Origin of the sequence: Photorhabdus hindustanensis (genome assembly GCF_002968995.1) — a bacterium.
In the GTDB taxonomy this organism is placed as follows: Bacteria; Pseudomonadota; Gammaproteobacteria; order Enterobacterales; family Enterobacteriaceae; genus Photorhabdus; species Photorhabdus akhurstii.
In genome coordinates this window covers 59331-85786 of the sequence record NZ_PUWT01000004.1, presented here as the reverse complement: position 1 = coordinate 85786, position 26456 = coordinate 59331, and the positions used below count along the sequence as shown (strand labels likewise).

25 protein-coding genes and 1 pseudogene are annotated in these 26456 nt (G+C 44.7%); 12 read left to right on the top strand and 14 right to left on the bottom strand.

What is annotated here, in order from left to right:
• The first annotated feature begins 92 nt into the window (after positions 1–92).
• Positions 93–503, top strand: a complete 411-nt coding sequence (gene rnk, locus C6H66_RS02070; RefSeq protein ID WP_105394673.1) for a nucleoside diphosphate kinase regulator — start codon at positions 93–95, stop codon at positions 501–503.
• 53 nt (positions 504–556) lie between these two features.
• Here the strand turns inward: rnk and pmbA are convergent, their stop codons facing one another.
• Positions 557–1897, bottom strand: coding sequence for a metalloprotease PmbA (pmbA, locus tag C6H66_RS02065; protein ID WP_105394672.1), 1341 nt, complete (start codon positions 1895–1897; stop codon positions 557–559).
• A gap of 201 nt (positions 1898–2098) precedes the next feature.
• Here pmbA and yjgA point away from each other — a divergent pair, with 201 nt between their 5' ends.
• On the top strand, positions 2099–2638 hold the full coding sequence (yjgA, locus tag C6H66_RS02060; RefSeq protein WP_105394671.1) for a ribosome biogenesis factor YjgA: 540 nt from the start codon (positions 2099–2101) through the stop codon (positions 2636–2638).
• 30 nt (positions 2639–2668) lie between these two features.
• Here yjgA and C6H66_RS02055 read toward each other — a convergent pair whose 3' ends face one another.
• From C6H66_RS02055 to mreB, 10 genes are all read right to left on the bottom strand, one after another.
• Positions 2669–2938, bottom strand: coding sequence for a barstar family protein (locus tag C6H66_RS02055; RefSeq protein ID WP_105394670.1), 270 nt, complete (start codon positions 2936–2938; stop codon positions 2669–2671).
• 4 nt (positions 2939–2942) lie between these two features.
• Positions 2943–3407 carry a ribonuclease domain-containing protein gene (locus C6H66_RS02050; protein WP_105394669.1) on the bottom strand — a complete coding sequence of 155 codons (465 nt, stop codon included), beginning with the start codon at positions 3405–3407 and terminating at the stop codon, positions 2943–2945.
• Positions 3408–3448: 41 nt separating this feature from the next.
• Complete coding sequence (gene tldD, locus C6H66_RS02045) at positions 3449–4894, bottom strand: metalloprotease TldD (RefSeq protein WP_105394668.1); 1446 nt, start codon at positions 4892–4894, stop codon at positions 3449–3451.
• Between the two features lie 5 nt (positions 4895–4899).
• Entirely contained in the window at positions 4900–5757 is an 858-nt protein-coding gene (gene nit1 / locus C6H66_RS02040; RefSeq protein WP_046395103.1) for a deaminated glutathione amidase, read from the bottom strand.
• Positions 5754–9551: an AsmA2 domain-containing protein YhdP gene (gene yhdP, locus C6H66_RS02035; RefSeq protein WP_181150134.1), complete on the bottom strand. Its 3798-nt coding sequence runs from the start codon at positions 9549–9551 to the stop codon at positions 5754–5756. The genes nit1 and yhdP overlap by 4 nt, the downstream gene beginning before the upstream one ends.
• A 47-nt stretch (positions 9552–9598) precedes the next feature.
• Positions 9599–11068 carry a ribonuclease G gene (gene rng / locus C6H66_RS02030; protein ID WP_036809292.1) on the bottom strand — a complete coding sequence of 490 codons (1470 nt, stop codon included), beginning with the start codon at positions 11066–11068 and terminating at the stop codon, positions 9599–9601.
• On the bottom strand, positions 11065–11652 hold the full coding sequence (locus tag C6H66_RS02025; protein WP_046395105.1) for a Maf family protein: 588 nt from the start codon (positions 11650–11652) through the stop codon (positions 11065–11067). The genes rng and C6H66_RS02025 overlap by 4 nt, the downstream gene beginning before the upstream one ends.
• A 165-nt stretch (positions 11653–11817) precedes the next feature.
• Positions 11818–12306: a rod shape-determining protein MreD gene (gene mreD / locus C6H66_RS02020; protein ID WP_105394666.1), complete on the bottom strand. Its 489-nt coding sequence runs from the start codon at positions 12304–12306 to the stop codon at positions 11818–11820.
• Positions 12306–13340 carry a rod shape-determining protein MreC gene (gene mreC, locus C6H66_RS02015; RefSeq protein ID WP_036776005.1) on the bottom strand — a complete coding sequence of 345 codons (1035 nt, stop codon included), beginning with the start codon at positions 13338–13340 and terminating at the stop codon, positions 12306–12308. The genes mreD and mreC overlap by 1 nt, the downstream gene beginning before the upstream one ends.
• A gap of 109 nt (positions 13341–13449) precedes the next feature.
• On the bottom strand, positions 13450–14493 hold the full coding sequence (gene mreB, locus C6H66_RS02010; protein WP_011148194.1) for a rod shape-determining protein MreB: 1044 nt from the start codon (positions 14491–14493) through the stop codon (positions 13450–13452).
• Between the two features lie 645 nt (positions 14494–15138).
• Between mreB and acuI the strand changes: the two genes are divergently transcribed.
• The 4 genes from acuI (at position 15139) to accC (ending at position 18639) form a co-directional block, all read left to right on the top strand.
• A complete protein-coding gene (acuI, locus tag C6H66_RS02005) occupies positions 15139–16116 on the top strand; it encodes an acrylyl-CoA reductase (NADPH) (RefSeq protein ID WP_046395106.1) in 978 nt (325 codons plus the stop codon).
• Between the two features lie 209 nt (positions 16117–16325).
• Positions 16326–16778 (top strand): type II 3-dehydroquinate dehydratase, encoded by a 453-nt coding sequence (aroQ, locus tag C6H66_RS02000; RefSeq protein ID WP_036809304.1) that lies wholly within the window; start codon positions 16326–16328, stop codon positions 16776–16778.
• A gap of 28 nt (positions 16779–16806) precedes the next feature.
• Complete coding sequence (gene accB, locus C6H66_RS01995) at positions 16807–17277, top strand: acetyl-CoA carboxylase biotin carboxyl carrier protein (protein WP_046395107.1); 471 nt, start codon at positions 16807–16809, stop codon at positions 17275–17277.
• A 12-nt stretch (positions 17278–17289) separates the two neighbouring features.
• Complete coding sequence (accC, locus tag C6H66_RS01990) at positions 17290–18639, top strand: acetyl-CoA carboxylase biotin carboxylase subunit (RefSeq protein ID WP_105394665.1); 1350 nt, start codon at positions 17290–17292, stop codon at positions 18637–18639.
• A gap of 1339 nt (positions 18640–19978) precedes the next feature.
• On the opposite strand, the gene cynR is transcribed toward accC, so the two are convergent.
• Positions 19979–20848: a transcriptional regulator CynR gene (gene cynR / locus C6H66_RS01985; protein WP_105394664.1), complete on the bottom strand. Its 870-nt coding sequence runs from the start codon at positions 20846–20848 to the stop codon at positions 19979–19981.
• A gap of 212 nt (positions 20849–21060) precedes the next feature.
• Here cynR and C6H66_RS01980 point away from each other — a divergent pair, with 212 nt between their 5' ends.
• Complete coding sequence (locus tag C6H66_RS01980) at positions 21061–21528, top strand: nucleoside deaminase (RefSeq protein WP_040149294.1); 468 nt, start codon at positions 21061–21063, stop codon at positions 21526–21528.
• A 52-nt stretch (positions 21529–21580) separates the two neighbouring features.
• Positions 21581–21724 (top strand): annotated as a pseudogene (locus C6H66_RS26570) (IS982 family transposase); the annotation flags it as partial.
• On the opposite strand, the gene C6H66_RS01970 reads toward C6H66_RS26570, so the two are convergent.
• Both C6H66_RS01970 and C6H66_RS01965 read right to left on the bottom strand, forming a co-directional pair.
• Positions 21719–22054, bottom strand: coding sequence for a plasmid stabilization protein (locus tag C6H66_RS01970; RefSeq protein ID WP_105394663.1), 336 nt, complete (start codon positions 22052–22054; stop codon positions 21719–21721). The pseudogene C6H66_RS26570 and the gene C6H66_RS01970 sit on opposite strands and share 6 nt — an antisense overlap.
• On the bottom strand, positions 22044–22310 hold the full coding sequence (locus tag C6H66_RS01965; RefSeq protein WP_236548195.1) for a type II toxin-antitoxin system Phd/YefM family antitoxin: 267 nt from the start codon (positions 22308–22310) through the stop codon (positions 22044–22046). Before C6H66_RS01965 ends, C6H66_RS01970 begins: the two co-directional genes overlap by 11 nt.
• 312 nt (positions 22311–22622) lie before the next feature.
• Between C6H66_RS01965 and C6H66_RS01960 the strand changes: the two genes are divergently transcribed.
• The 4 genes from C6H66_RS01960 to dusB all read left to right on the top strand — a co-directional run bounded on the left by C6H66_RS01960 (position 22623) and on the right by dusB (position 26453).
• The gene (locus C6H66_RS01960; protein ID WP_046395112.1) at positions 22623–22865 is read left to right on the top strand and encodes a YhdT family protein; all 243 of its coding nucleotides are present in this window, start codon (positions 22623–22625) and stop codon (positions 22863–22865) included.
• Positions 22855–24300 carry a sodium/pantothenate symporter gene (gene panF / locus C6H66_RS01955; RefSeq protein WP_105394662.1) on the top strand — a complete coding sequence of 482 codons (1446 nt, stop codon included), beginning with the start codon at positions 22855–22857 and terminating at the stop codon, positions 24298–24300. The genes C6H66_RS01960 and panF overlap by 11 nt, the downstream gene beginning before the upstream one ends.
• Before the next feature lie 13 nt (positions 24301–24313).
• A complete protein-coding gene (gene prmA, locus C6H66_RS01950; RefSeq protein WP_105394661.1) occupies positions 24314–25204 on the top strand; it encodes a 50S ribosomal protein L11 methyltransferase in 891 nt (296 codons plus the stop codon).
• A 283-nt stretch (positions 25205–25487) separates the two neighbouring features.
• Entirely contained in the window at positions 25488–26453 is a 966-nt protein-coding gene (dusB, locus tag C6H66_RS01945) for a tRNA dihydrouridine synthase DusB (RefSeq protein WP_036776082.1), read from the top strand.
• The last annotated feature ends 3 nt before the right edge of the window (positions 26454–26456 follow it).

The window sequence follows — 26456 nt, the reverse complement described above, 5'->3', positions numbered from 1 at the left end:
ACAGCCTACTATCAGGTTAATCATTTTAAATAACACCCCCCTCCTCATGGTGCGGGGTGTTATTTTGTGTTGGAGTCCATTTGGAGTGTGGTATGACTAAACCAGCAATTATCATCAACGAATTAGACGCAGAACGTTTAGATTCCCTGTTGGAACAGCCAGCGTTTGCAGATACTAGTATCGCTGACGCTTTGAATGAGGAGCTGGATCGTGCAGAGATTGTACCTCCAGCAGAAATTCCATCAGATGTTGTAACAATGAACAGCCGGGTTCGTTTTCTTGACCTGACAAGCAATGAAGAGCGGGTACGTACTTTAGTTTATCCAGCGTCACTGCAAGACAGTTCAGATCAGCTTTCTGTTATGGCTCCTTTAGGGGCTGCAATATTGGGCCTTCGTATCGGCGACGAAATCAGTTGGGCATTGCCAAACGGCGAAGAAACCCGAGTCAAAGTATTAGAATTACTTTACCAACCAGAAGCTGCCGGTGAGCTCCACCGTTAATTCAGCCAGCCCATTTGTCCGGGCTGACTAAAATAATCGGAAACGAGTATCTCTTATTGACCAGCGATACTCATTTCCGGTAGTAAGACTGAACCGCACTGGATATTACTGCGCGTTTCAATATCATTCCCGATAGTAACCATATTGGCCCACATATCTTTTAGATTGCCCGCAATAGTAATCTCACTGACAGGATACTGAATCTCACCATTTTCTACCCAAAAACCAGCGGCCCCACGGGAATAGTCGCCGGTTACCGCACTGACTCCCTGCCCCATCAGCTCAGTGACCACTAACCCTGTTCCCATCTGACGCAGCAAACCTGCAAAATCCTGATCTTGCCCTGCAATGCACCAGTTATGAATTCCACCTGCATGACCGGTACTTGCCATGCCTAGCTTACGGGCAGAATAACTTGTCAGAAGCCAAGTCTGTAATATCCCATCCTTAATGATGTCCCGATTACTGGTGGAAACACCTTCACTATCAAATGGAGAAGATGCTAAACCTGCCAGCAAATGTGGCCGCTCTTCAATTGTCAGCCATGATGGCAGAATTTGTTTGCCCAGGTGATCAAGCAAGAAAGAGGATTTCCGGTAAATACTGCTACCACTGATCGCGCCAACCAGATGACCGAAAAGGCCCGTTGCAACCTCCGCAGCAAACAACACCGGCGCTTTCATGGTCGGTAATTTACGTGGCGACAAACGAGATAACGCACGGCGAGCACACTCCTGCCCAACCCATTCTGGCGATTTTAAATCTTCAAAACGGCGACTAATGGTATACGCATAGTCCCGTTCCATATCGCCATCAAGTTCAGCAATCACACAACTCGACATAGAATGACGACTGGAGCAATAGCTTTGCAACATACCGTGGCTGTTACCAAACACTCTGATGCCATAATGACTATTAAAACTGCCGCCTTCGGTATTGGTAATACGCTTATCTGCCTGTAATGCAGCTTGCTCTGCACGAGCTGCTAATTCAATCGCATTATCAGCATCCAATTCTGTTGGGTGGAACAGGTCAAGATCTGGCGCTTCAAATGCCAGTAACGTTTTATCTGCCGGGCCAGCACATGGGTCCTGAGAGGTATAACGAGCGATATCAATCGCAGCCTGAACAGTACGAGCAATAGCATCCGAACTTAAATCTGTTGATGATGCGCTACCTTTACGTTGCTGATGGTAGACGGTAATCCCCAATGCACCATCACTATTGAATTCTACATTTTCTATTTCACCAAAGCGGGTGCTGACACTAATACCCGTTGTTTTATTAACCGCAACCTCCGCAGCATCACAACCCGCTTTTGCCAGCTCTAGTGCCTGTGAAACTGCATTTTCCAGTTGTTTGCGTTGTTCCGCAATTTGATCTGTGATTTTCATTAATTACCCGTAATTTGATGAATAAAGGGAAAATCTGTCGGGAAAACAGGGCCATTTTATCCACACAGTCAATGCCGAGTGGTAATCAGACGTTTTTCCCAGTTACAATACACAATATTAGGATGTTAACACCCACCGGGCTACAGGTCATGCACCAAAAATCAACCTGCCAGCTCCGGCCTTTTTAAAAGGAAAACCACTATGGCAAAGCAGCCTGAAGATTGGCTCAATGATTATCCTGCTGAAGAGGAAGAAGAAGAGATAATTTGGGTCAGTAAAAGCGAAATTAAACGTGATGCCGAAGCATTGAAAAAGCTGGGTACAGAATTGGTTGAGCTCAGCAAAAGTGCGCTTGAACGCGTTCCGTTAGATGAGGATCTGCTGGCCGCCATTGAACTTGCACAGAAGATAAAAAGAGAGGGGCGCCGTCGCCAATTACAATTTATTGGCAAACTGCTGCGTACCCGGGATGTCGAGCCAATTACCACCGCGCTTGATAAACTAAAAAATCGTCATAATCAGCAAATCACTCTGTTCCATAAACTGGAAGAATTACGCGATAAATTGATTGATGGCAATGACGATGTTATTGATGAAGTGGTGGCGTTATTCCCACAAACCGATCGCCAGCAATTGCGTACTTTGATCCGCAACGCCAAAAAAGAAAAGGCGGCAAATAAGCCACCTAAATCTTATCGTCAGATTTTCCAATATCTTAAAGATATGACTGAATCCGCTTAACGAACTAAACCCATAAGGTTCTAATTTCTGTTAGGGGAAAATATTAAAACTCAATTCCCCTTCCAGTTCTTCTTCTGCTTCTTCAAACAAAAACACTAGCGAGGAGAAATCGCGTTCTTTCTGCTGCGTAAAATGGATGAAATTGACCTCTACAGGTAACTCAATTCCTCCTGTCACAACATCCCACAAAGCATCCAAATTACTACCAAACTCGTCTCCTAACTCAAATTGTTCAGAAAACTGCTGATAGAACATTTTCAGATCAGGGATACGGTCAAAATCAAACTCCACTTTATGCATAGAATTACTCCATTAAGGTAAAACTTTTGTAATGATCCAACGTCAGATAAATCAGACCATCAGATGAATAAAGCAATCTGTCACTCCCTCTGCGCCCACAACGGTAGTTAACATCTGCTTCAAACCACTGACGTTTCGGTTTCATTGGTAGTCTCTTTTCACGGTTAGTAAATTTGTCGCCACCAATTGCTCTACCCGGCAGAACCTGACATAAATTTCCCTGTTTTGCATTCCAGCCAAGGTCGCGGGCCTGCTTTTTAGTAATGTAAATATCGGGTAATTTATTATTCTGTCGTAAGTAAGCCACTACGTTATTCTGTTCAGTTAGCCCTTCAATCCGTTGTATTGCTGAGGTACCCCCATCTGTTTCTGGAGCCTGCAACAGCGTCTTATCAACACCTTTAGCAAAAGTACCACAAGCCACAACCAAAACAGTCAGTAACACACCTGCTAGCCAAGTCTTCTTCATGACTATCCTTATATGATCTATCTCGGATAAACAGCCAAAAATCAGGCTGTTCCTCCAACGGTCAAGTTGTCCAGTTTCAAAGTAGGCTGACCAACACCAACAGGTACGCTCTGGCCCTCTTTGCCACAAACCCCGACACCTTTATCTAGATCAAGATCGTTTCCTACCATAGAGATCTGCTGCATCGCCTCAATACCGGAACCGATAAGCGTTGCACCTTTCACTGGTTTGGTAATTTTACCGTTCTCAATCAGATAAGCCTCAGATGTCGAGAACACGAATTTACCGGAAGTGATATCCACTTGACCACCACCAAAATTTGGCGCATATAAACCATTTTGCACGCTACTGATGATCTCTTCCGGTGTGGAATGACCCGCCAACAAATAGGTATTCGTCATACGAGGCATTGGTAGATGGGCATAAGATTCACGGCGACCATTGCCAGTCGGCGCGACACCCATCAGACGTGCATTCATTTTGTCCTGCATGTAACCTTTCAGAATGCCATTTTCAATTAATACATTGTATTGTCCAGGAACGCCTTCATCATCAATTGTCAATGACCCACGGCGACCTTTTATCGTGCCATCATCAACCACAGTACAGAGTTCTGACGCGACCTTCTCACCAATCTGACCAGAAAACACCGAAGTGCCACGGCGGTTAAAATCACCTTCCAGCCCATGACCAACCGCTTCATGGAGCAACACGCCCGGCCAACCTGCCCCTAGAACAACCGGCATAGTACCAGCGGGTGCTGCAACAGCGGAAAGGTTCACCAGAGCCATACGAACAGCTTCACGGGCAAATTGTTCTGCGCGGATCTGACCACTAACCACTTCCAGAAAATATTCATAACCGTAACGGCCGCCGCCACCACTGCTGCCGTGTTCACGTTTGCCGTTATCCTCCACCAGCACCGTGACAGATAAGCGAATGAGAGGACGAATATCAGCCGCCAAAGTCCCATCGGTTGCCGCAACCAACACGCGTTCATAGATCCCTGTCAGACTGGCATTGACCTCCTGTACTCTTGGATCTTCCGCGCGAGCCACCTGATCCACACGCTGCAATAATGCGATCTTTTCTTCACGGGAAAAACTTTGCAGCGGATCAATTGCCGCATAAAGCGGAGAATAGGTCACTTCGCCAAAGGTATGGACTTTACCATTCCCGTTTTCATGGACGATGCTACGGGCAGCCTGTGCACTTTGTTGCAACGCATTCAACGTGATCTGGTCGGCATAAGCAAAACCCGTTTTCTCACCACTGATTGCCCTAACGCCAACCCCCTGATCAATATTATAGGAGCCATCCTTAATAATCCGATCTTCCAACACCCAAGATTCATGGTAACTGGACTGAAAATAGAGATCGGCATAATCCAGCCGACGTTCAGTCATTTGACCGAGTACTGAAAACAGATCTTGATGGCTTAATTTATTTGCAGCCAGTAAGTGTTCACTGACAGTAGTTAAACTCATAATTGCTACTCTTTAATTTGCGGTATTTTTTCAATCAAGGAAGTCAACTGCGGCCGGAAGCGGTTATGTTTCACCACTTTCATCTGCTCACGCATAATCTTCAAGCTATCTGCCCTGACATTCAATTGTAGTGCACTGACTGCATCGGGGTTTTTCTTAATCACTTTCCCCCAACCATCCACGGCCATTGAGTGACCCCACGTCTGGCGGGTTCCATGTACACCAACCTGAGCCGGCGCTAACAGAATACATTGGTTTTCAATAGCGCGGGCCCGTAACAGTGGCTCCCAATGCGCTTTTCCTGTCAAACGAGTAAACGCCGCAGGAACAGATATCAATTCAGCGCCTTGCTCACGTAACGCCTGAAACAACCCAGGAAAGCGCAGATCATAACATATGGCCATCCCGAGACGGCCAACAGGGGTATCCACAACGGTAATATGTTCCCCACGTTGGAAAACGGACGATTCGTTATATGATCCGTGTTCATCATTAATATTGACATCAAACATATGGATTTTGTCGTAACGGGCGCAAATCTTACCCTGATCATCAAACAACAGGCTACTACTGGTGAGCCGTTCAGGATTTTCACGACTGATAAGCGGCATAGAACCGATTAATAACCAGACACCATAACGGCGTGCAATCTCACTGACAGCTTGCTGCAAAGGCCCATGCCCCTGTTGTTCCGCATGCTTGCGATAGCTATCAGCATTAGCAAACAACAATGCATTTTCCGGGGTCATGACAAACTTGATAGTATCTGGCAACTGCTTAATTTGTTGTTCAATTTGCGCCAAATTATGTTTGATATTCTCACCGCTACATAACTGCAAGAGTGCAACATTGACGTTTCTCATGTTCCTCTATTCTCCTTAAGCTGACGCAGAACTTCATCAATTTTCGGTTGTTCAAGATTACCAGTAATCCGGTAACGAATAACCGATATCTTATTCCATAACGGCCCCAAAACCTTAGTCGCTGCGAATAATGCAGCGCCAGCCATCGGATTGATGACAAAAGCCGTCGCTACCCCTACAGTAGCAGAAATCTCTGGCGTGACGATGGCCTCGATATTGATCTGTTGGCGAACAAGATCGATCTCACCTTTCGTTATCACATCAGCAATCAACCCATCGACCCGTAAGTTTTCAGCCTTGAGTATCCCATTTTTTACTGAAACATCACCACGAATTGAATCAAATTCAAAATCCTGGCTAAAGGTATCGCTGAAATCGAGCTGTAATTTACGTAATAGAGCATCAAAACTGACTAATTTTAGTAATTGGCCAGCACCTCCCCCGCCCAATTTTTCAATAGCGCCTTTGCCTAAGTTGCTTTTAAGATTGCCATTCAACGTTTGGAAATTGGGTTTCCACGGCGTATCCCACCAATTAAAATCAAAACGGAAGGTAAACGGTGAATTTACAATCGGTACAACTATACCAAGGTAAGATGCCATCTCATCAAACTTTTCACCAGAAAATTGCCCCATAATATGCGTATTATTCCCTACCGCACCTTCTTGCCAACGACCTGCCAAATTTAATTTACTGGCACTGTTTTCTACTATTCCATCTCTTAATACAAGCGAATTACCTTCTGGAATCAGAGAACCAGACACCTTCCCAAGCTTCAATCCCATAATCCAACATTTAGAACAGATGATATCTAATGAAGGCCATTGGTTCAGCGAATAACGCAGAGTTGTACCTGTCTGAGATTGTTTAGGTAAATCGGATTCAGTTTGCTGGGAGCTATATTGCAAAGGATTATAGTAAAGATAGTTCAAATTCATTTGCCAAGGGCCACTCTTACGGATATTAAGTTTACCGTTGATTTCCCGGCTATTAGCAGTGATCTGCGTTCCCCAAAACTGCTTTTCCACATCCAACGATAACTGATTCCAACGTTGCCCCCCCACATCCAGTGATGGAAGTGATATATACAGATGCTGTGGCAACATTGACACTCCTGCCAATGAAGAACCTGAGGTCAGAGGCGCAATCAGCCCTAACCACTCTTCCCCCTCAATTGCCGGAAGATTCAATTCCAATAGGGATTTTTCAGGTAAATCAGGAATATTGTTACTATTACTTTGTAAAATTCCTCGTGATAGTTGAGTGTTTTTCCCTGCCAAACGCCATTGAGTATTAAATGCATACTGTTTATCTAAAATGCCTTTTACTCGCAACTGCTCCATATCACCATCAGCCAGAATATGAAGAGCGCGCAGTTCATCCGCTTTCAAGGCAGATAAATGACTATCCACTTGTGATAAGTCAGCGTCGATTTTCACATCATATTGAGGCTTACTCTGAAACGGCAAATTGATACTGACCTTTCCTTCCCAATCAACAGAGCCAGAAAACACTTTAGCAATTGCCGGTGAAAATCCAGATAATTTTTCAATAGCCCAACGCGCATTCAGACCAACATTGACTCGATAGTTTTTAGGTAAATTCTCGGTAGAAAAATCAACCGTAACAGGCTGCCCAAGCCATTGGGCCGATAATTTGCCGCTTTGTAAATTACCATTATTAAAGCGAAACCGGCCACTCACATTTTTCATTTCGCTATCTAAGGGTTTAATCAACAAATGATTATTTTTTAAAGTCACCTCACCGCGAGCATCCACATTGCCGCCATTGAGTGGAATATCCAAATGCAAATTACCAGCGATCTGACCACCAACCTGCAATGTCTCCAGCGTTTCACCAACAGAATGTGCTAACGGGCTGCGGGTAAAATATTCATGAATATCTTTGCCATCTCCCAGAATATCCGCGTCGATTAACAATTTCTTGTTACGATAATTAGGAATTACCGCTGACAGATTACTCGCTTTCACTTTACCAAGTGCCGTTTGCGGAGCAAGCATCCATAAGCCGTTATTCTGGAAATTAAGATCAATATTGAGATCCAGCAGTGCCGGCCAATTTGGTTGATACTGGAAAGTCGCATGACGCAATGGAGCAAAAACTTGAAACTGCCCATTATTCTTTGCAAATGGGAAATCTTTTGGATTGCCTTGAAAAACAAAAGTCGCGTTTTCTATCTGCCCTTTAATAATTGAAGCTGTCAGATAGTCAGTCAAAGGCGTCCCCATCAAAGGTTCTGGAAAATATCGCCAGGCATCACCCGCATCATAAACCCGCACTCCCGCGAGAATACTTAGCGCCGGAGGCTGTTCTTTGGGCTGTTGATAACGAAAATCACCATTGACCCACAATGATTTCCCTTGCAAATCCAACCCTTGACTCCAGAGTTGTAAACCCCGCTCACCTTGCCGCCAAAGTATTTCGCCATGACTTTGGGATATCTCAAACGGCGCCAGAAACATATCTCGGTAATCAACAACACTATCCTTCAATGCAAAACTCAGTTTACCTTGCCGCAAGCTGCCATTGAGAGAACCCGAGAAATTATCAATGGAAGGCAATTTCTGCCAGCGTTGCCAACTAACATTTTGCCATTGCACACTGATTCGGGAATCATCTGCTATTTTGGGTGTAATATCGAGGGCAAGGTACTTTACCAACCCTTGTGGCTGACGACGCTGCCAATCCTTCACCAGATCAGGCGTCAAAAAAGAAAAAGTCGGCAAAATGCTACTTAGCCGTTCAAGTTGAATATTTTTCGCCCGAACACGCCAATGATCATGACCGTCAACTCTCTTGGCTTTCGGTAGATAGAGCACTGATACTTTTCCTGACGGCCACTGCTGCCCATCAGTGATCAAATTTGCCAGTTCAGGTACATCAAACAACCAACCACCATCTTGGCGACGCATCCGTAACACCAAATCACTGACAGAAAGGTTGTGAGGTTTGTTAGCAACTTTCCAATTAGCTTCTCCCTGACGGAGTTGTAGTTGGCCGCCATCAATTCGACCTTCTTTAAGCATAATCCAGCTAGACAAACTAAACTCAGCATCCTTCAACCCAGTATTATCCTGCAACCAATGGCTTAACCACGGATGAATATCAACATTATCTGCCTGTAAATAAATGGTCCCGTTATCCAGCACGCCATTAGTGTCATGCAAATCAAATTTAACTTGTATATCCCCATGCTGATTATTGATAGAAGAGAGACTAATTTTCCCTTGAGCACGGTGACGATTATCTTTATTCAGCCAGGTTAATTGTGGTAACAACAGATCAGCACGTTCACCAGAGGGAGTAAGGAAAGTAAACCGGCTATCTTGCAGATTAAAATGATCAAACTGCTCCAGAAACAGCTCAGAAAATAGATCCGATTGGGAAAACATATTACCGCTTTGATCATTAAATAGCGGTTGATGGTAATCTACCTGTAACTGATAAAAAGTAAGATCGCGAAAATTCCAACGCATTCTTAACAAAGATAACCAGATATCCAATGCAACCGTGATCTTTTTGGCTTTCACATCTGCATTTGCCGTTTTTACACTGATATCACGTAATTCAAAAACAGGCCCGAAAGACTCCCATTCTCCCGCAATATATCCAGCATCAATAGGTACACCAATAATTGACTCAATTTTAGCGAATAATTGTGGACGGTAATCATTAATATGTGGCAGTAGAAAACGTAATCCACTGACAAGCAAAGCCACAATAATAATGACTATTGCGGCTGTCGCTAATAATACTCCCGGCAGTCGCCTCACACGCATCTCCTTGATTACCAATGCTGTTATGTCAGCAAATTGGATGGTTACATCATAACTACGTCAAACTGTTCCTGACTGTAGAGCTGTTCTGTCTGAACTTTTACCTGTTTGCCGACAAAAATCTCTACTTCCGCCAGTGCATGAGATTCCTCTCCTTTCAGCGCTTCGGCCACTGCTGGCGAAGCATAAATAAGGAAACGATCTGCGTCGACTGCCCGGTGCACACGCACAATTTCACGCATAATCTCATAACAGACAGTTTCAACCGATTTTACGGTTCCCCTTCCTTTACAAGTAGGACAATCGCTACAAAGTATATGTTCTATACTTTCACGAGTCCGCTTGCGGGTCATTTCCACCAATCCGAGTTGGGAAAAACCATTAATCGTCGTCTTAACACGATCTTTACTCAGCGCCTGCTCAAGAGAAGCCAATACCCGTCGACGATGTTCTTCGCTATTCATATCGATAAAATCGATAATAATAATACCACCCAGATTACGCAGCCTTAATTGCCTGGCAATAGCTTGCGTCGCCTCAATATTGGTATTGAAAATAGTTTCTTCCAAATTGCGATGCCCGACAAATGCGCCGGTATTAATATCAATTGTGGTCATCGCTTCAGTTTGGTCAATAATTAAATAACCACCTGATTTTAATTCAACTTTTCGATCAAGTGCTCGCTGAACTTCATTTTCTACATCAAACAGATCGAATATAGGCTGATTACCGTTATAAAGTTCCAATCTGGCTGTCATTTTAGGAATATATTCGCGAATAAATTCCTGTAACTGAGTAAACGTCAAACGAGAATCCACACGAATACGATCAAGGGCTGCTCCGGCGAAATCACGCAAAATACGATGGGCCAGGGCTAATTCGCCATAAAGTTTATTTTTAGTGATATTGCGCTTTTTACGCTCCATCACCTTACTCCATAGACGTTTCAAGAAAGCCGCATCCTGAGCTAATTCTTCGTCCCCAACGCCTTCGGCAGCCGTCCTAATAATGAAACCACCATGTTCATCACAATAGTCAGCGACAATATTTTTCAGCCGATTACGCTCGCCTTCACTTTCAATACGTTGTGAAACCCCGACATGAGATGCGCCGGGCATAAAGACAAGATAGCGGGAAGGTAAAGTAATATCCGTAGTTAGTCGAGCGCCTTTAGTACCAAGGGGATCTTTCACCACTTGAACCATTAAATCTTGTCCCTGACGAACCAACTCAGCAATATCTTTGACATGAAAGTTCTTTTGCTCCTCACCGGCAATACATTCCGTGTGGGGCACAATATCCGAGGCATGAAGGAAGGCGGCTTTTTCCAGACCAATATCAACAAAAGCAGCCTGCATCCCTGGCAATACCCGGCTTACACGACCTTTATAAATATTGCCGACAATGCCCCTCTTAGCTTCCCTTTCAATATGGATTTCTTGCAAAATCCCACCATCAATGTAGGCAACGCGCGTTTCGGACGGTGTGATGTTGACTAATAACTCTGCTGTCATGTGTTCCCCTTCCCATCAACTAACGCAAAAAACTTTGTGATTAATTCGTGCGTTTCCACCAATGGCAGACCAACAACTGAGTGATAACTCCCATTCAGCGTCTTAACAAAGCAACCCGCTTTTCCCTGAATACCATAAGCACCCGCTTTGTCCATCGGCTCACCGGTTGCTACATAATCCAGAATTTCCTGCGTGGATAATTGGCGAAAGGTTACATCTGTAACGACTATATCACTTAAGGTACGCTGACTATCTGATAAAGCAATAGCTGTAATCACCTGATGACACTGACCAGAAAGTGCACTAAGCATTTCAACAGCATGTTGTTCACTATGCGGTTTTTCGAGAATCTTACCATTCAATACAACAACAGTATCCGCTCCCAATACCAGAAAATCCTCTGGTGCAATAGCAACTCCCGCTAGAGATTTATCTTTTGCTAATCGGCTAACATACTGACGCGGAGTTTCACCCTCTTGCCATTGCTCCTTTACCTGAGGAGAAAGAATTTCAAATTTAAAGTCCAATAATTCAACCAGCTCACGCCGCCTTGGTGAGCCGGAAGCCAGATAAAGGGTTTTCATGATGATATTGTCCTTACTACTACCTATCTCATTAGGCTATTTCATTTACCATTTTGAGGTTATACACACTACTCATATCCTCAAGTTATTTGGAAAGAATGGCCTGCATCAGTAACGCCTGCTGGAATAAGCTCTGTCAGGACATTAAAAACGGCGATCCGACCACTAATGTACATTAAACTGACGACGGATTTTTCGCATTAACAGGAACAGCCACGGCCAAAGAATACCATTGACCAAACTGTTCCAGAATACTTCTGGATGAAAAGCAACATTTGATAACAAAAATTCCACCCAAAAAACACTGAAATCCATCAGTATCGATAAAGCAACGACGACCAAAGCCTGCTGCCAAAGCGCCATATTGCGGAATAATTGAAACTTAAATGACACCAAATAACTCACAAGGCTGTAAGACAAAGCGTTAACACCCAGTGTCGCCCCCTGAATCAAATCTACGATGATCCCCAATACAAAACCGGTACCAACGCTGACTCTATGAGGTAACGCCATCACCCAATAAATCAACAATAGTGCCGACCAGGTTGGCCGATACATATAAATTTGCTCCGGCCACGGCATAATTTGCAGCACCATTGCAATCAAGAAAGATAACCAAATGACCCAACGCCCATGACTCCGGTATTGATTCATTAACGATTTCCCGAATTTATAAATTTAGCAGACGTTATTGTCGATTCAGCATTTTTCACTCTTTCTGTTGTCTTGGTTGTTTCATCAGAAACAGACGATGGCGCTGGCGGTCCCATTTCATTTGCATGCGGCAATACCTGAGGCATCATTTGCATTAAACGTTCATTGGCTACACGATAAACCTCTGAGGGAGGCAATGGTTCGGATGGATTATTATCCGCTCCCCACAATAACAGCAAATAACGCAAACGCTGTAATTCCGCCGTTGGCCGAGCGTGAATCACCGTATAAGCCCGTTGATTATCGACTTTAACTGACGAAACCACCGCCACCGGATAACCTTCCGGGAAACGGCCGCCTAACCCAGAAGTCACCAGCACATCCCCAACCCGAATATCTGTGTTGCTTGGCAATGACTCAAACTGCAAATCATCAGCACAACCCGTACCGGCAATAATCGCCCTGATATCATTACGTAAGACCTGGATTGGCAAAGCATGGGTCGTATCACAAATCAGTAATACCCGGCTAGTAAACTGACTGACAGCAACCACCTGACCCACAATGCCTTTATCACTGATAACAGGTTGCCCTTCATAAACGCCTTCTCTTGATCCCTTATCGATGACGACCTGATCACTATAAGGATTAGCCCTACCGGAGATCACCTGCGTCACCATCATGTGTTCATCCTGACGTAAAGGCGATCCCAATAGCTCACGCAAGCGGGAATTTTCCTGTTTAAGTTGCCCTAATAACAGCATATCACTGTTTTTCATCAATAATTCTTGGCGTAAAGCACGATTTTCCAATCGGAGTTGTTCACGGGAGGCAAGGGTTTCTGACACACCATCAAGCACTTGACGCGGGCCATTGGCGAGAAAATAAAATGGACTGACTACCGTATCCATATAATTACGGACTTTACTGAGAGCATCAAGACGGCTGTCTGCCACAACCAAAGCAATGGCAACAATAACAGCAAAGAAAAGTCGTAATTGCAGGGAAGGCCCCCTGCTAAAAATTGGCTTCATAAGCTGCGCTATTCCAAACTGTATGTTTCATAAACAATGGAATTCCCAGACAGCAATAGCAAGGAGGTCTGAGCTACCCGTCATTCCTCCCTCACTTGCAAGTTAATACTCACTCCTCGCTGAAGAGCTCACCGCCATGCATGTCGATCATTTCAAGTGCTTTTCCACCACCACGGGCAACACACGTCAACGGATCTTCCGCAACAATGACAGGAATACCCGTTTCCTCTATCAGTAAACGGTCAAGATTGCGCAATAATGCACCACCACCAGTCAAAATCATGCCTCGTTCTGAAATATCGGAGGCCAATTCTGGCGGACATTGCTCAAGGGCGACCATAACAGCACTGACAATACCCGTTAAAGGCTCTTGCAGAGCTTCAAGAATTTCGTTGGAGTTAAGCGTAAAGCCGCGTGGTACACCTTCTGCCAGGTTACGACCACGAACTTCAATCTCCAACATCTCATCGCCAGGATAAGCAGAACCGATCGTGTGCTTAATACGCTCAGCCGTTGCTTCACCAATCAGCGAACCATAATTACGGCGAACGTAATTGATAATCGCCTCATCAAAGCGATCTCCACCGATACGTACAGAAGATGAATAAACAACCCCGTTCAAAGAGATAACCGCCACTTCCGTAGTACCGCCGCCAATATCCACAACCATTGAGCCAGTGGCTTCAGAAACAGGTAAGCCAGCGCCAATCGCCGCAGCCATAGGCTCTTCAATCAAAAATACTTCACGAGCGCCGGCACTGAGCGCCGATTCACGGATTGCCCGACGCTCAACCTGAGTTGCGCCAACAGGTACACAAACCAAAACTCGCGGGCTTGGACGCATGAAACTGTTGCTATGAACTTGCTTAATAAAGTGTTGCAGCATCTTCTCGGTAACATAAAAATCGGCAATCACGCCATCTTTCATCGGACGAATTGCCGCAATATTACCCGGTGTTCGACCCAGCATTTGCTTTGCTTCCTGCCCAACGGCAGCAACACTTTTCGATGAACCAGCACGATCCTGACGGATTGCGACAACAGAAGGTTCATTCAATACAATACCCTGACCTTTGACGTAAATAAGGGTATTGGCGGTACCCAAGTCAATAGACAAGTCGTTGGAAAACATGCCACGAAATTTTTTAAACATAGCGAAAGGATAATCCTGCAAGCTGGGGACGGAACGAAACCCGTCTACTCTACCAACCACATGAAGCAGCGACAAGGCGCACAAGCACCTGCTTCAATAAAAAAGTGGCTACGTTATTCATATCAACAACGCGATATTCTACGTTACTTCTCCCAAACGGAGCAGAAAAAAACTGCATAAAAATGGGTTAATTTTACCAATTGCTCCATAACGAAATGCAAGAACTGCCTGATTTTGCATAATTCAGCATTATGGCGCCACTGGTACCGTACCGGCTAAATCCGCTGCTGCTTTTTGACCAATAGCTATTCCGGTAAGTTCACATCAGAACCATACCTCTGCTCACCATTACCTATACTTAACTGCAAGTACGTAGTCTGTGTAGTGAGCAAATTAATGATGTAATAAAGTGTGACTAAAATACAATACTTTCTGCTAAAAAATAATAAAAAACAGAATTTTCTGAAATAGAACGCCATATGCAACAAAGCTGGAATATGACAATGGGATTACAGATAAAAATGCAAATAAATTCTGTTTTATAATTCATCAACACTTTATTTTTTCTTATATACCTTATGTAAATCACCCATTTTTATCTATCCTTAATTGAATGACAAATCAATTACAGAGAACGGAACAATAATGAAAGCCCTGCTACTCAAACAACAACAGAACCAATTATCAGCGTCCATTGAAGAAATTGACACTGCTCATCTTCCCGAAGCAGACGTTACCGTCGATATTCACTGGTCAACGCTGAACTATAAAGATGCATTAGCCATTACAGGTAAAGGAAAAATTATCCGCCAATTCCCAATGATACCGGGTATTGATTTCTCTGGCATTGTACACAGTACCGAAGATCCCCGTTTTCATATCGGTCAGCACGTATTATTAACCGGCTGGGGGGTAGGAGAAAATCATTGGGGTGGACTGGCGGAACAAGCCAGAGTTTCAGGGGAATGGTTGACACCTTTACCTGACGATTTGGATAGCAGACAAGCAATGATCATTGGTACTGCTGGCTTTACCGCCATGCTGTGCGTTATCGCCCTAGAACAAGGCGGCGTTAAACCAGAAAGTGGTGATGTCATTGTGACAGGCGCCAGTGGTGGTGTAGGAAGTACCGCAATAGCCCTACTCTCACAACTTGGCTATTCCGTAGTTGCTGTTAGCGGCAGACCAGAAAATCATGAATATTTGTTATCTCTAGGGGCAAAAAAGGTTTTGCCGCGCCATGAATTTAGCCAACCACCTCGCCCACTAGAAAAACAACTTTGGGCCGGAGCCATCGACACGGTAGGCGATAATGTACTGGCAACAATACTGGCTCAAACTCACTATAACGGCACTGTTGCCGCCTGTGGCCTTGCCGGTAACGCAAATCTGTCAACAACAGTGATGCCATTTATCTTACGTAATGTACGTCTGCAAGGCGTAGAGTCTGTCACGGTTCCATCAGCCAAGCGACCTGCCGTGTGGCAACGCCTGCAAAAACTATTACCTGCTTCTTTTTATCAGCAAGCAACGACGGAGATAACATTGGAACAAGCCGTGGAATACGCCAATAAATTGATAGCTAACCAAGTTACAGGACGTACATTAGTAAGAGTTCGTTAAGAATTGTGATTAACCTCTAAAGTACAATGGTTTTATTCTTGACATTTTTTCTGATAAGACCAGTATTTAGCTGCTAAATGCTACGATATCATTATAATGTCGCGTTTTATCGCCGAAATGAACTAAGTGGCTGTTACAAAAAGATGACAAATCGCTAATATCGGATTATGTTGGCACATTGTTGACAAATTGCCGGAGATACCAGCACAATGGCAGACAAGTTTCACATTTTACTCCTTAACGGCCCTAACCTAAATATGTTAGGAACCCGGGAGCCTGATATTTATGGCAACTTAACACTTGGTGATATCGTCAGCAAATTGTCTGAAGAGGCCCATCAATTAGGGGGCAAACTCAGTCACCTGCAATCCAATGCGGAATTTGAGCTGATAAATAGAATTCATTCTGCACAGGGTAATACCGATTTTATTTTGATTAACCCTGCTGCATTCACGCATACCAGCGTGGCACTGCGTGATGCATTGCTAACAGTGAAGATCCCATTTATTGAGATCCACCTCTCCAATGTTCACGCGCGCGAGCCATTTCGTCATCACTCATATCTTTCAGATCTTGCTGTTGGTGTAATCTGCGGTTTAGGGGTAGATGGCTATAGCTTTGCATTACAGGCAGCGGTAAACCGCTTGTCAAAACTCAACTAATTAAACAGAAGAGTACGGAATCACACTCATGGATATTCGTAAGATAAAAAAACTGATCGAGCTGGTTGAAGAATCTGGCATCTCTGAACTAGAAATTTCTGAAGGGGAAGAGTCAGTGCGCATCAGCCGCGCATTAGCCCCCCAGAGTTTTCCGGCAGCTCAACAATATATTCCCGTTCAAGCGCAACAACCTGCGCTGGCTAGTGCTGTTGCGCCTTCTCAGGCTTTACCAGAAACAATTAGCGACAAATCGGCTGCAATCGACGGTCACGTCGTTCGTTCCCCAATGGTAGGTACCTTCTATCGTACTCCTAGCCCGGATGCGAAACCATTTATCAACATCGGCGACCGTGTCAATGTGGGTGATACCCTCTGCATCGTTGAAGCAATGAAAATGATGAATCAGATCGAAGCCGACAAAGCAGGTGTGGTTAAAGCGATTCTTGTGGAAAGCGGTCAACCCGTTGAATTTGACGAGCCATTGGTCGTCATCGAATAACGAGGCGTTCCCATGCTTGATAAAATTGTAATTGCTAACCGTGGTGAAATTGCCCTGCGTATCCTGCGAGCTTGTAAAGAGTTGGGGATCAAAACCGTTGCGGTACATTCAGCTGCGGATCGTGACTTAAAACACGTACTGCTGGCAGACGAAACTATCTGTATTGGCCCAGCAGCTTCTGCAAAAAGCTACTTGAATATCCCGGCGATTATCTCTGCGGCAGAAATCACTGGTGCTGTGGCTATTCACCCTGGCTACGGTTTTCTGTCTGAAAACGCAGATTTTGCTGAACAGGTTGAACGTTCCGGCTTTATTTTTATCGGTCCAAAAGCAGAAACGATCCGCCTGATGGGTGATAAGGTTTCTGCTATCAATGCGATGAAAAAAGCGGGCGTTCCTTGTGTACCTGGCTCTGATGGCCCATTGTCTGATGACACAGAGAAAAACAAAGCCTTCGCTAAACGCATCGGCTATCCTGTCATCATCAAAGCGTCTGGCGGCGGCGGCGGTCGCGGTATGCGCGTCGTCCGCAGCGATAAAGATCTGGAACAATCAATCAATATGACCCGTGCGGAAGCAAAAGCTGCTTTCAATAACGATATGGTTTACATGGAAAAATTCCTTGAGAATCCACGTCATATTGAGATCCAGGTATTGGCCGACGGTCAAGGTCAAGCCATTTATCTGGCTGAACGTGATTGCTCTATGCAGCGCCGTCACCAGAAAGTTGTCGAAGAAGCCCCTGCACCAGGCATCACGCCAGAAATGCGTCGCAGCATTGGTGAACGCTGTGCTAACGCGTGTATCGAAATTGGCTATCGTGGCGCCGGTACTTTCGAATTCCTGTATGAAAACGGCGAATTCTATTTCATTGAGATGAACACCCGTATTCAGGTCGAACATCCCGTTACAGAAATGATTACCGGTGTTGACCTGATTAAAGAGCAATTGCGGATTGCCGCAGGTATGCCACTCTCAATTAAGCAGAAAGATGTTGTTATTCGTGGTCACGCTATTGAGTGTCGTATCAACGCCGAAGATCCGAACACGTTCCTGCCAAGCCCAGGTAAAATTACCCGTTTCCACTCACCAGGTGGATTTGGCGTACGTTGGGAATCGCATATTTATGCTGGCTACACCGTTCCCCCTTACTATGATTCAATGATTGGTAAGCTGATTACTTACGGTGAAAATCGAGACAATGCCATTGCCCGTATGAAAAATGCATTGGCAGAATTGATCATTGACGGCATCAAGACAAATATCGAGCTTCAACAGACGATTATGAATGATGAAAACTTTCAGAATGGTGGCACTAATATCCACTATCTGGAGAAAAAACTGGGATTACAGGAAACTTAAAACCGGTTTAATGACATCAATACCTTTGAAGGAGCGCTTAAACGCTCCTTCAGATTACTGACAAAACGCCGCTTTTTAGCCGACACTTTGTTTTAATCGAGTTCTGTTCGCCAAACGGAGTTTACCGCCACTTTAAAAACCCACCTTGAGGTAAAATCAGTGTGATTTTAGAATCTGTAAAAAGGGCAAACGCATCACGAAAAAACCGGTAAAAATGTTAGTCATTAAAGGTAAAACCGAAAGTCATTAAAGGTAAAACCGAAAGTCATTAAAGATTTTTTAAAGCAGGTAAAAAACTCGGTACTATACTGATATTAGAAGAGAAAACACCAGGAAAGACGGCTTTTAAATCTATTAACCGTATTAAGAAAATTTTCTCAAAAAAAAGATTTTGCATGCCTGAAAGGAGTTTACGCAAAATGAGGATAATCGTTAAAAAAACTGAGAGGCTTTTAGATTAGATATGGAAAAAAGGACAAAAACGTTTAAAAGCATTAAAGATGATTAAAGAAAAATGAGCTATTTCCTTTTTAGCGGTGATTAACTCAGTTATCTATCAGACAAAGGTTAAAAAAATAGGTTCCGATTAATACCAGATTTTTAAGCAAGATAGAATGGCTAAAAAACAGTTTACTCCCTGCCATATTTAATGCATTTACCAGCGATGCTATACTCCGTTTATTTTATAATTACCTAATCAGCCATGACCATTTAAAAGCTTAAATACAGAGATATTAAAGTTTTTATATAAAAGGCGGATTTAACTAAATACATGCAACTTTTCAAAAGGAGAGTTAATTGTATTTAACCGAAGTCATCAACCATTAAAAGAAAGTCGAAAAGAAATCAGCATGCAAAAGAATATTATCCGAACAGATGGGTATTAACGCGCTTTCTCATCGTTATTTTATGAAGAAAACCATAAAAACAACGCAATAAAAAATGGATAAAACGATTAATCTAGCAGGATTAACACCCTGAAAAAACGGGGGATTATCTGAAAAAACATCAAGGATAGTGATTTATTAAAACTACTCAGAATTGCCGGTAAAACAGCGTCAGTAAAGGGTATGATTAACGTTGGTTTAACGTAAAACACGATATCCTATAGTGATTAAACTTAATAAAAATCAGGTGGTAAAAGTGGTAACAAACAGTCAAAACACTAACTAATTAAAACTCTAAAAACCAAATCCCACCCACTCTTTAAATTAATAATCTTTTACTCTATAAATAATTTCTCCAGATAGTGAGATACTTTTATACAACTTATTCAATAATTAACTTTTACAAAAATAAACTCATGTAAATATCAATTAAAAAAATAGTAACACCAACATCAATATTCCAGCGCAAGCTCGATAAACGCCCGCGCCGCCGCCGTCTGGTAAGCTCCTTTTCGCTGCATGAGAACCGCCGTTCTTTGTAGCAGTGAGGGGGTTAGAACAATCGAAACCAATTCCTCCCGATCACAGGCAATCTTTGCCGGCAGCAACGTGGCAAGGCTTGTATGTCGGATGATCTCAATGACAGCGCTTAGCGAATTGGCCTCCATCAAAACGCGGGGACAAATGTCGTTCTGCCTACAATAACGATCGATCTGCTTTCGTGTAGCGAACTCGGACGTGAGGAGAACCAGAGACTCGTTGTTCAAGGCTTTCAGACTCATCGTTCGACACTTTGCAAGGGGATGCTCCTTACCAACGACCAGCGCTAGCGTCTCCACCAGAAGTCGTTGTGCATCGATATCAGGCGAGTGGATCTCATCAAACGCAATCCCGACATCAAGTTCGTCATCGACCAGAAGCTCTTCAATGCGCTCCTGCGACATCTCCCGAACCGTTAACGTGATGTTGGGATAGAGATTGTGGAACGACTTGACCAAGGGGCCGATAAGATAAGTTGTGAACGTCGGCGTGACGGCAACGCGCAGAGAACCGCGACTCAGATCACCAACGTCGTGGATCGCCCGTTTTCCTTCCTCCAAGTCCTGTAATGCCCGTCGTGCATAGCGGAAATAGACCTCGCCAGCATCCGTCAGCTGCGTGGCACGTCCGGTCCGATCAAACAGTTGCGCCCCAAGGGTTTCCTCAAGCTGCTTAATCTGCTGCGACAATGCCGGCTGAGACACATGCAAGGCTGTAGCGGCACGCGTGAAGCTGTGGTGCTCGGCCACGGCAAGAAAATAGTTGATATGTCGTAAAAGCATGTGGGTCTCCATAAGGTATGCCTATGGAGTACATAATAAATCAGTCTTTTACCTTATGGATATCCGAAAGTAATCTTCAATCCATCTTTTCGTTACACGACACAGAGATCAACCATGAAAGAGATCATCAAAGGTTTTCTGAAATTCCAGCACGAACTCTCTGAGTCGGCAACCACGCTTTAATTCAATCTATTTTCAATGAGGTTTTCCCTATGAATTTTGTAAAACGCACTATCGACCTTGCGATGAAAAATGTGGAACAAGGGGGCCGGCCGTTCGCCACCGTGATCGTACGCGACGGCGACATCATCGCTGAAAGCCCGAACCTGGTAGCACAGACCTGCGATCCGACCGCACACGCGGAAATCCTGGCCGTACGAGAAGCGTGCAAGAAGCTCGGAACCGAGCACCTGACCGACTGCGATATCTACATTCTCGCCAGCCCCTGCCCTATGTGCCTAGGCTCGCTCTACTACTGTAGCCCGAAACAGGTTATCTACATCACCACACGCGAAGACTACGCACCATTCTACAAGGATGATCGCAAGTACTTCGAGCTGGATACATTCTACGCAGAGTACGCGAAGCCCATCGAGGAACGCCGCTTGCCCATGATCCAAAAGAAGGACGAAAGCGCTATCAAGGTGTACCAGCGCTGGCAAAAGCTGAACAAGAAGTGACTCTCTGGCTTCTGGTCGGACATCCAGAATTTGAGATCGACATGGCGATACGACCATCGTGATTGCCTTTCATATGTCACATTATCGGGATTTTAAAAACTTCTACTGTGGATTAGTTCGACGATATCACCAACAAGACTTTCCCACTCTGTTGAGTTATACCCGCTTTCTGAACGTCATCTCCTCGGTTTTAGTGGCGTAGACAGTATTGAATAAGCGCCTGCCTAATACTTTGCTTGGTACTTAAAAACAGTAATGGATAAACGATACCTTCTGACTCAGAAAAACGGTAAATAGCTCTCAACTGGAGTTTGGAGTCAACATAATCGTGATAAGTGGTGAGACCAAGATCTGCTGCTTCTATACATAATGGAGTGCTTTCAGGATGGTCGTTTACCCTTCCCTCAAATCCAGCAATGAAACTATCAAGAAGCTCTTGAGTAGCGACTTGGCCTATATGTCTTGCCAAATAGTAGAACCGGTCATGAAGCTGGTCCCGGAATGCAAAAGAATACTCAAATCTCATCAACCAATCCTTTCAGCCCAGCCCTAAGGTTGGCAGATGAAACTGTCCGGCCTGCTTGCACGTCCTTTTCAGCAAAAGATAGCAGTCGTAACAGGGCCATCTGCTCCTGCTGCATTTCAAACTGAACAGGATCTTGAACCACGTAGAGAGGTTCTCCATTTTGTGTGACGACTACGGGGTCGGAAACATCCATAGAAGCCAGTTCTTTCTTGAATGCTGATACTGTAGTTATGCGTGGCGAAGTAAATAGGGTCATAGCGTTCTCCAATAATGAAATACAACTCCCAATGAAAGAATATACCCAAATCACCGATGAGTCCATATATGGGCTGTATATGGACATATCCTGTCAGATTACTGACAAAGCGCTGTTTTTTTATCCGGCGCTTTGCTTTAATTAAGTTCCGTTCACTAAACGGAGCTTGCCGCTATGTTAAGAATACCTTCTCCCCAGACTTTCGCGCCAGCAACGCTCTCGCTTGACAAGCTATCACATTTTTCCTGAATGAATTCGCATCTTGCCGTACAATCCTTCTCTTCTCATCTTATTTAATTACCGGAAGAACGAATGGACAGACGATTTGTTCAATCCCACAAAGAAGCACTTTGGGCCGTGTTCCTAACGCTTGCTTATCTTATTGGCTGGCTATTGACAGCCTATTTACCCAGCGAAGCTCCCGGTGTCACCGGCTTACCTCGCTGGTTTGAAATGGCATGTTTGTTACTACCAGTTGTATTCATTATCTTCTGCTGGTTAATGGTGAAATTTATTTTCAAAGAAGTCCCGCTGGAGGATGAGAATGCAAAGTGAAGTTATCTTACCTCTGCTTGGCTATCTTGCATTGGTATTTCTGCTGTCAGTTTACGCTTATCGACGCCACCAGAAAGGCCCCTTCCTGACTGAGTATTTCCTTGGCAACCGTTCAATGGGCGGCTTTGTATTGGCAATGACCATTACCGCTACCTATATCAGCGCCAGCTCATTTATCGGCGGGCCAGGAGCCGCCTATAAATATGGTCTGGGATGGGTATTACTGTCGCTAATTCAGTTGCCGGCAATATGGCTTTCCCTGGGAGTGTTAGGTAAGAAATTTGCCATTCTCGCCCGCCGCTATAATGCCGTTACTCTTAATGACATGTTGTATGCCCGTTATGGCAGTCGTTTTCTGGTTTGGTTTGCCAGCCTAAGTCTTTTAGTCGCTTTTGTCGGCGCGATGACCGTTCAGTTTATTGGCGGCGCACGCCTGCTGGAAACGGCTGCGGGTATCCCTTATGGCACCGGATTAATGATTTTCGGTATCTCTATCGCTCTCTATACCGCATTTGGAGGGTTTAGAGCGAGTGTCCTCAATGATGCCCTACAAGGGCTGGTAATGCTGTTAGGCACTGTTCTACTGCTAGTAGCGATTATCTATAAGGCAGGCGGTCTGTCGGAAGCAGTTACCACATTACGCGCAATTAATCCTGAGCTGGTTTCGCCACAAGGCGCTGACCATATCCTTGACGGGCCTTTCATGACATCGTTCTGGGTACTGGTCTGCTTTGGGGTAATCGGATTGCCTCATACCGCCGTCCGTTGCATCTCCTACCGCGATAGCAAAGCTGTTCACCGTGGGATTATCATCGGAACCATTGTCATGACGATCCTGATGTTTGGTATGCACTTAGCTGGCGCAATTGGTCGAGCCATTATTCCTGATCTGACCATTCCCGATCAGGTGATCCCAACATTGATGATCACTGTATTGCCGCCATTCGCCGCTGGAATTTTCTTGGCTGCGCCGATGGCCGCCATTATGTCCACAATTAATGCACAACTGCTGCAATCTTCTGCGACAATCGTCAAAGATCTCTATCTAAATTTGTTTCCACAACAAATCGTACAGGAAAAAAAACTAGCCCGGATCTCTAGTTTTTCTACCCTGATTCTTGGTTTGTTGCTACTTTTAGCCGCCTGGCGCCCACCCGAGATGATTATCTGGCTGAATTTACTGGCTTTCGGCGGCTTACAAGCCGTATTCCTCTGGCCATTAGTCTTGGGCCTGTATTGGGAAAAAGCCAATGCCTATGGCGCTATCAGTTCAATGATTACAGGGGCAACAAGCTATACTTTGCTCGCGAGTTTCAATATCCATCTATTGGGCTTCCACCCGATCGTGCCATCATTGCTACTTAGCCTGTTGGCTTTCTGGATGGGCAATACCCTCGGCCAGCGATTACCGCAAAAAGCGCTCAGACCTTATTAAAGGAAAATTTTTTATGCCTTGGATACAACTTCGATTAAATACCACAGGACAGCTCGCTGAATCCCTTGGAGATACTCTGATGGAAAATGGCGCAGTCTCAGTCACCTTTCAAGACAGCCACGATAATCCTGTATTCGAACCCTTACCGGGCGAGACCCGTTTATGGGGAGATACCGATATCATCGGATTGTATGATGCTGAAACCGATATGAAAGCTGTGATCAGCCAGCTCGAACAAGTTCCTGAGTTGGGTGAAGGATTTATTCATAAAATCGAACAATTGGAAGACAAAGATTGGGAGCGTGAATGGATGGATAACTTCCACCCAATGCGTTTTGGCAACCGCTTGTGGATTTGTCCAAGCTGGCGCGATGTCCCGGACCCAAACGCAGTCAACGTTATGCTGGACCCTGGACTGGCTTTCGGTACAGGCACTCACCCAACCACATCATTATGCTTGCAATGGCTGGACAGTCTCAATCTGGAAGGTAAAACGGTTATCGATTTTGGTTGCGGCTCCGGCATACTAGCAATTGCTGCGCTAAAGCTCGGTGCAACGCACGCTATTGGCATAGATATCGACCCACAAGCTATTCAGGCCAGCCGAGACAACGCAGAACGTAATGGCGTTCTGGAGCGTTTAACGCTATATTTGGCGAAAGATACACCAACCGATCTTGAATCTGATGTAGTAATTGCTAATATTTTGGCAGGCCCTCTGCGTGAACTCGCCCCTGTGATTGGTGCATTACCAAAACCGGGTGGCCTGTTAGGTCTATCGGGTATTTTAACAAATCAGGCAGAAAGTGTTATTCATGCCTATACTGATAAATTCGCAATCGATCCTGTTGCGGAACAGGAAGAGTGGTGTCGGATATCTGGGGTAAAGATAGTAACAAATTAAAATTATTTTATTTTGATACTATTGCAAGTGTGAATTTTGATCGCTTACTGATGGTAATCCGTGCTATCAGCAAACTTGCTGATAGAAATATCCTAAGTGACAAACTTTACCGATAACATATAACACCATGTTATTTATGAATAATTATGTTTATCCCAGAAGAAAAGTTGGAAAAAAGTTGTAACAAATGACGATTTGCTCAAAGTTTGGCCTTTCATATTTTGCGAAAAATGCGTAATATACGCGCCCTTGCAGTCACAGTATGGCCACTCTTTCTTCGTTTATGCGTATCGGACAATACCAGCTGAAAAACTGTCTTATTGCGGCCCCAATGGCTGGCATAACTGACCGCCCGTTTCGGTCGCTATGTTACAAAATGGGTGCAGGTATGACAGTATCGGAAATGCTTTCTTCCAACCCACAGGTCTGGAAGACAGACAAATCCCGGCTACGTATGGTTCACAGTGACGAACCGGGCATTCGTTCCGTGCAAATTGCTGGGAGTGATCCTGATGAAATGGCAGCAGCAGCGAAGATTAATGTCGCTAATGGTGCTCAGATCATTGATATCAACATGGGGTGTCCAGCCAAGAAAGTGAATCGTAAGCTGGCAGGTTCAGCTTTACTGCGTTACCCAGAATTGGTGGAAAAAATTCTTTCTACCGTTGTAAATGCAGTAGATGTTCCTGTTACGCTAAAAATTCGCACTGGATGGTCGCCAGAAGAACAAAACTGTGTAAAGATTGCCCAATTGGCCGAGCATTGTGGTATTCAAGCTCTGACGATCCACGGCAGGACTCGTGCCTGCTTATTTAACGGAGAGGCAGAGTACGACAATATTCGGACAGTTAAGCAGACTGTTGCCATTCCGGTTATTGCCAATGGTGACATTACTGACCCGCTTAAAGCCAGAGCAGTGCTTGAATACACCGGGGCTGATGCCCTGATGATAGGCCGCGCTGCTCAGGGAAGACCCTGGATCTTCCGGGAAATCCAGCATTATCTGGAAACAGGAGAACTGCTGTCACCGATGCCGATTGGCGAAGTACAGCATTTGATGAACGAGCATGTACGGGAATTGCACGACTTTTATGGTCCAGGCAAGGGAGCCCGTATCGCACGTAAGCATGTATCTTGGTATCTCCGGGAACATGCTCCTGATGACCAGTTCCGGCGCACATTCAACACCATAGAGGATGCCAGCGAACAGCTGGAGGTGTTGGGGGCATATTTCGAAAATTTTGCGTAATAT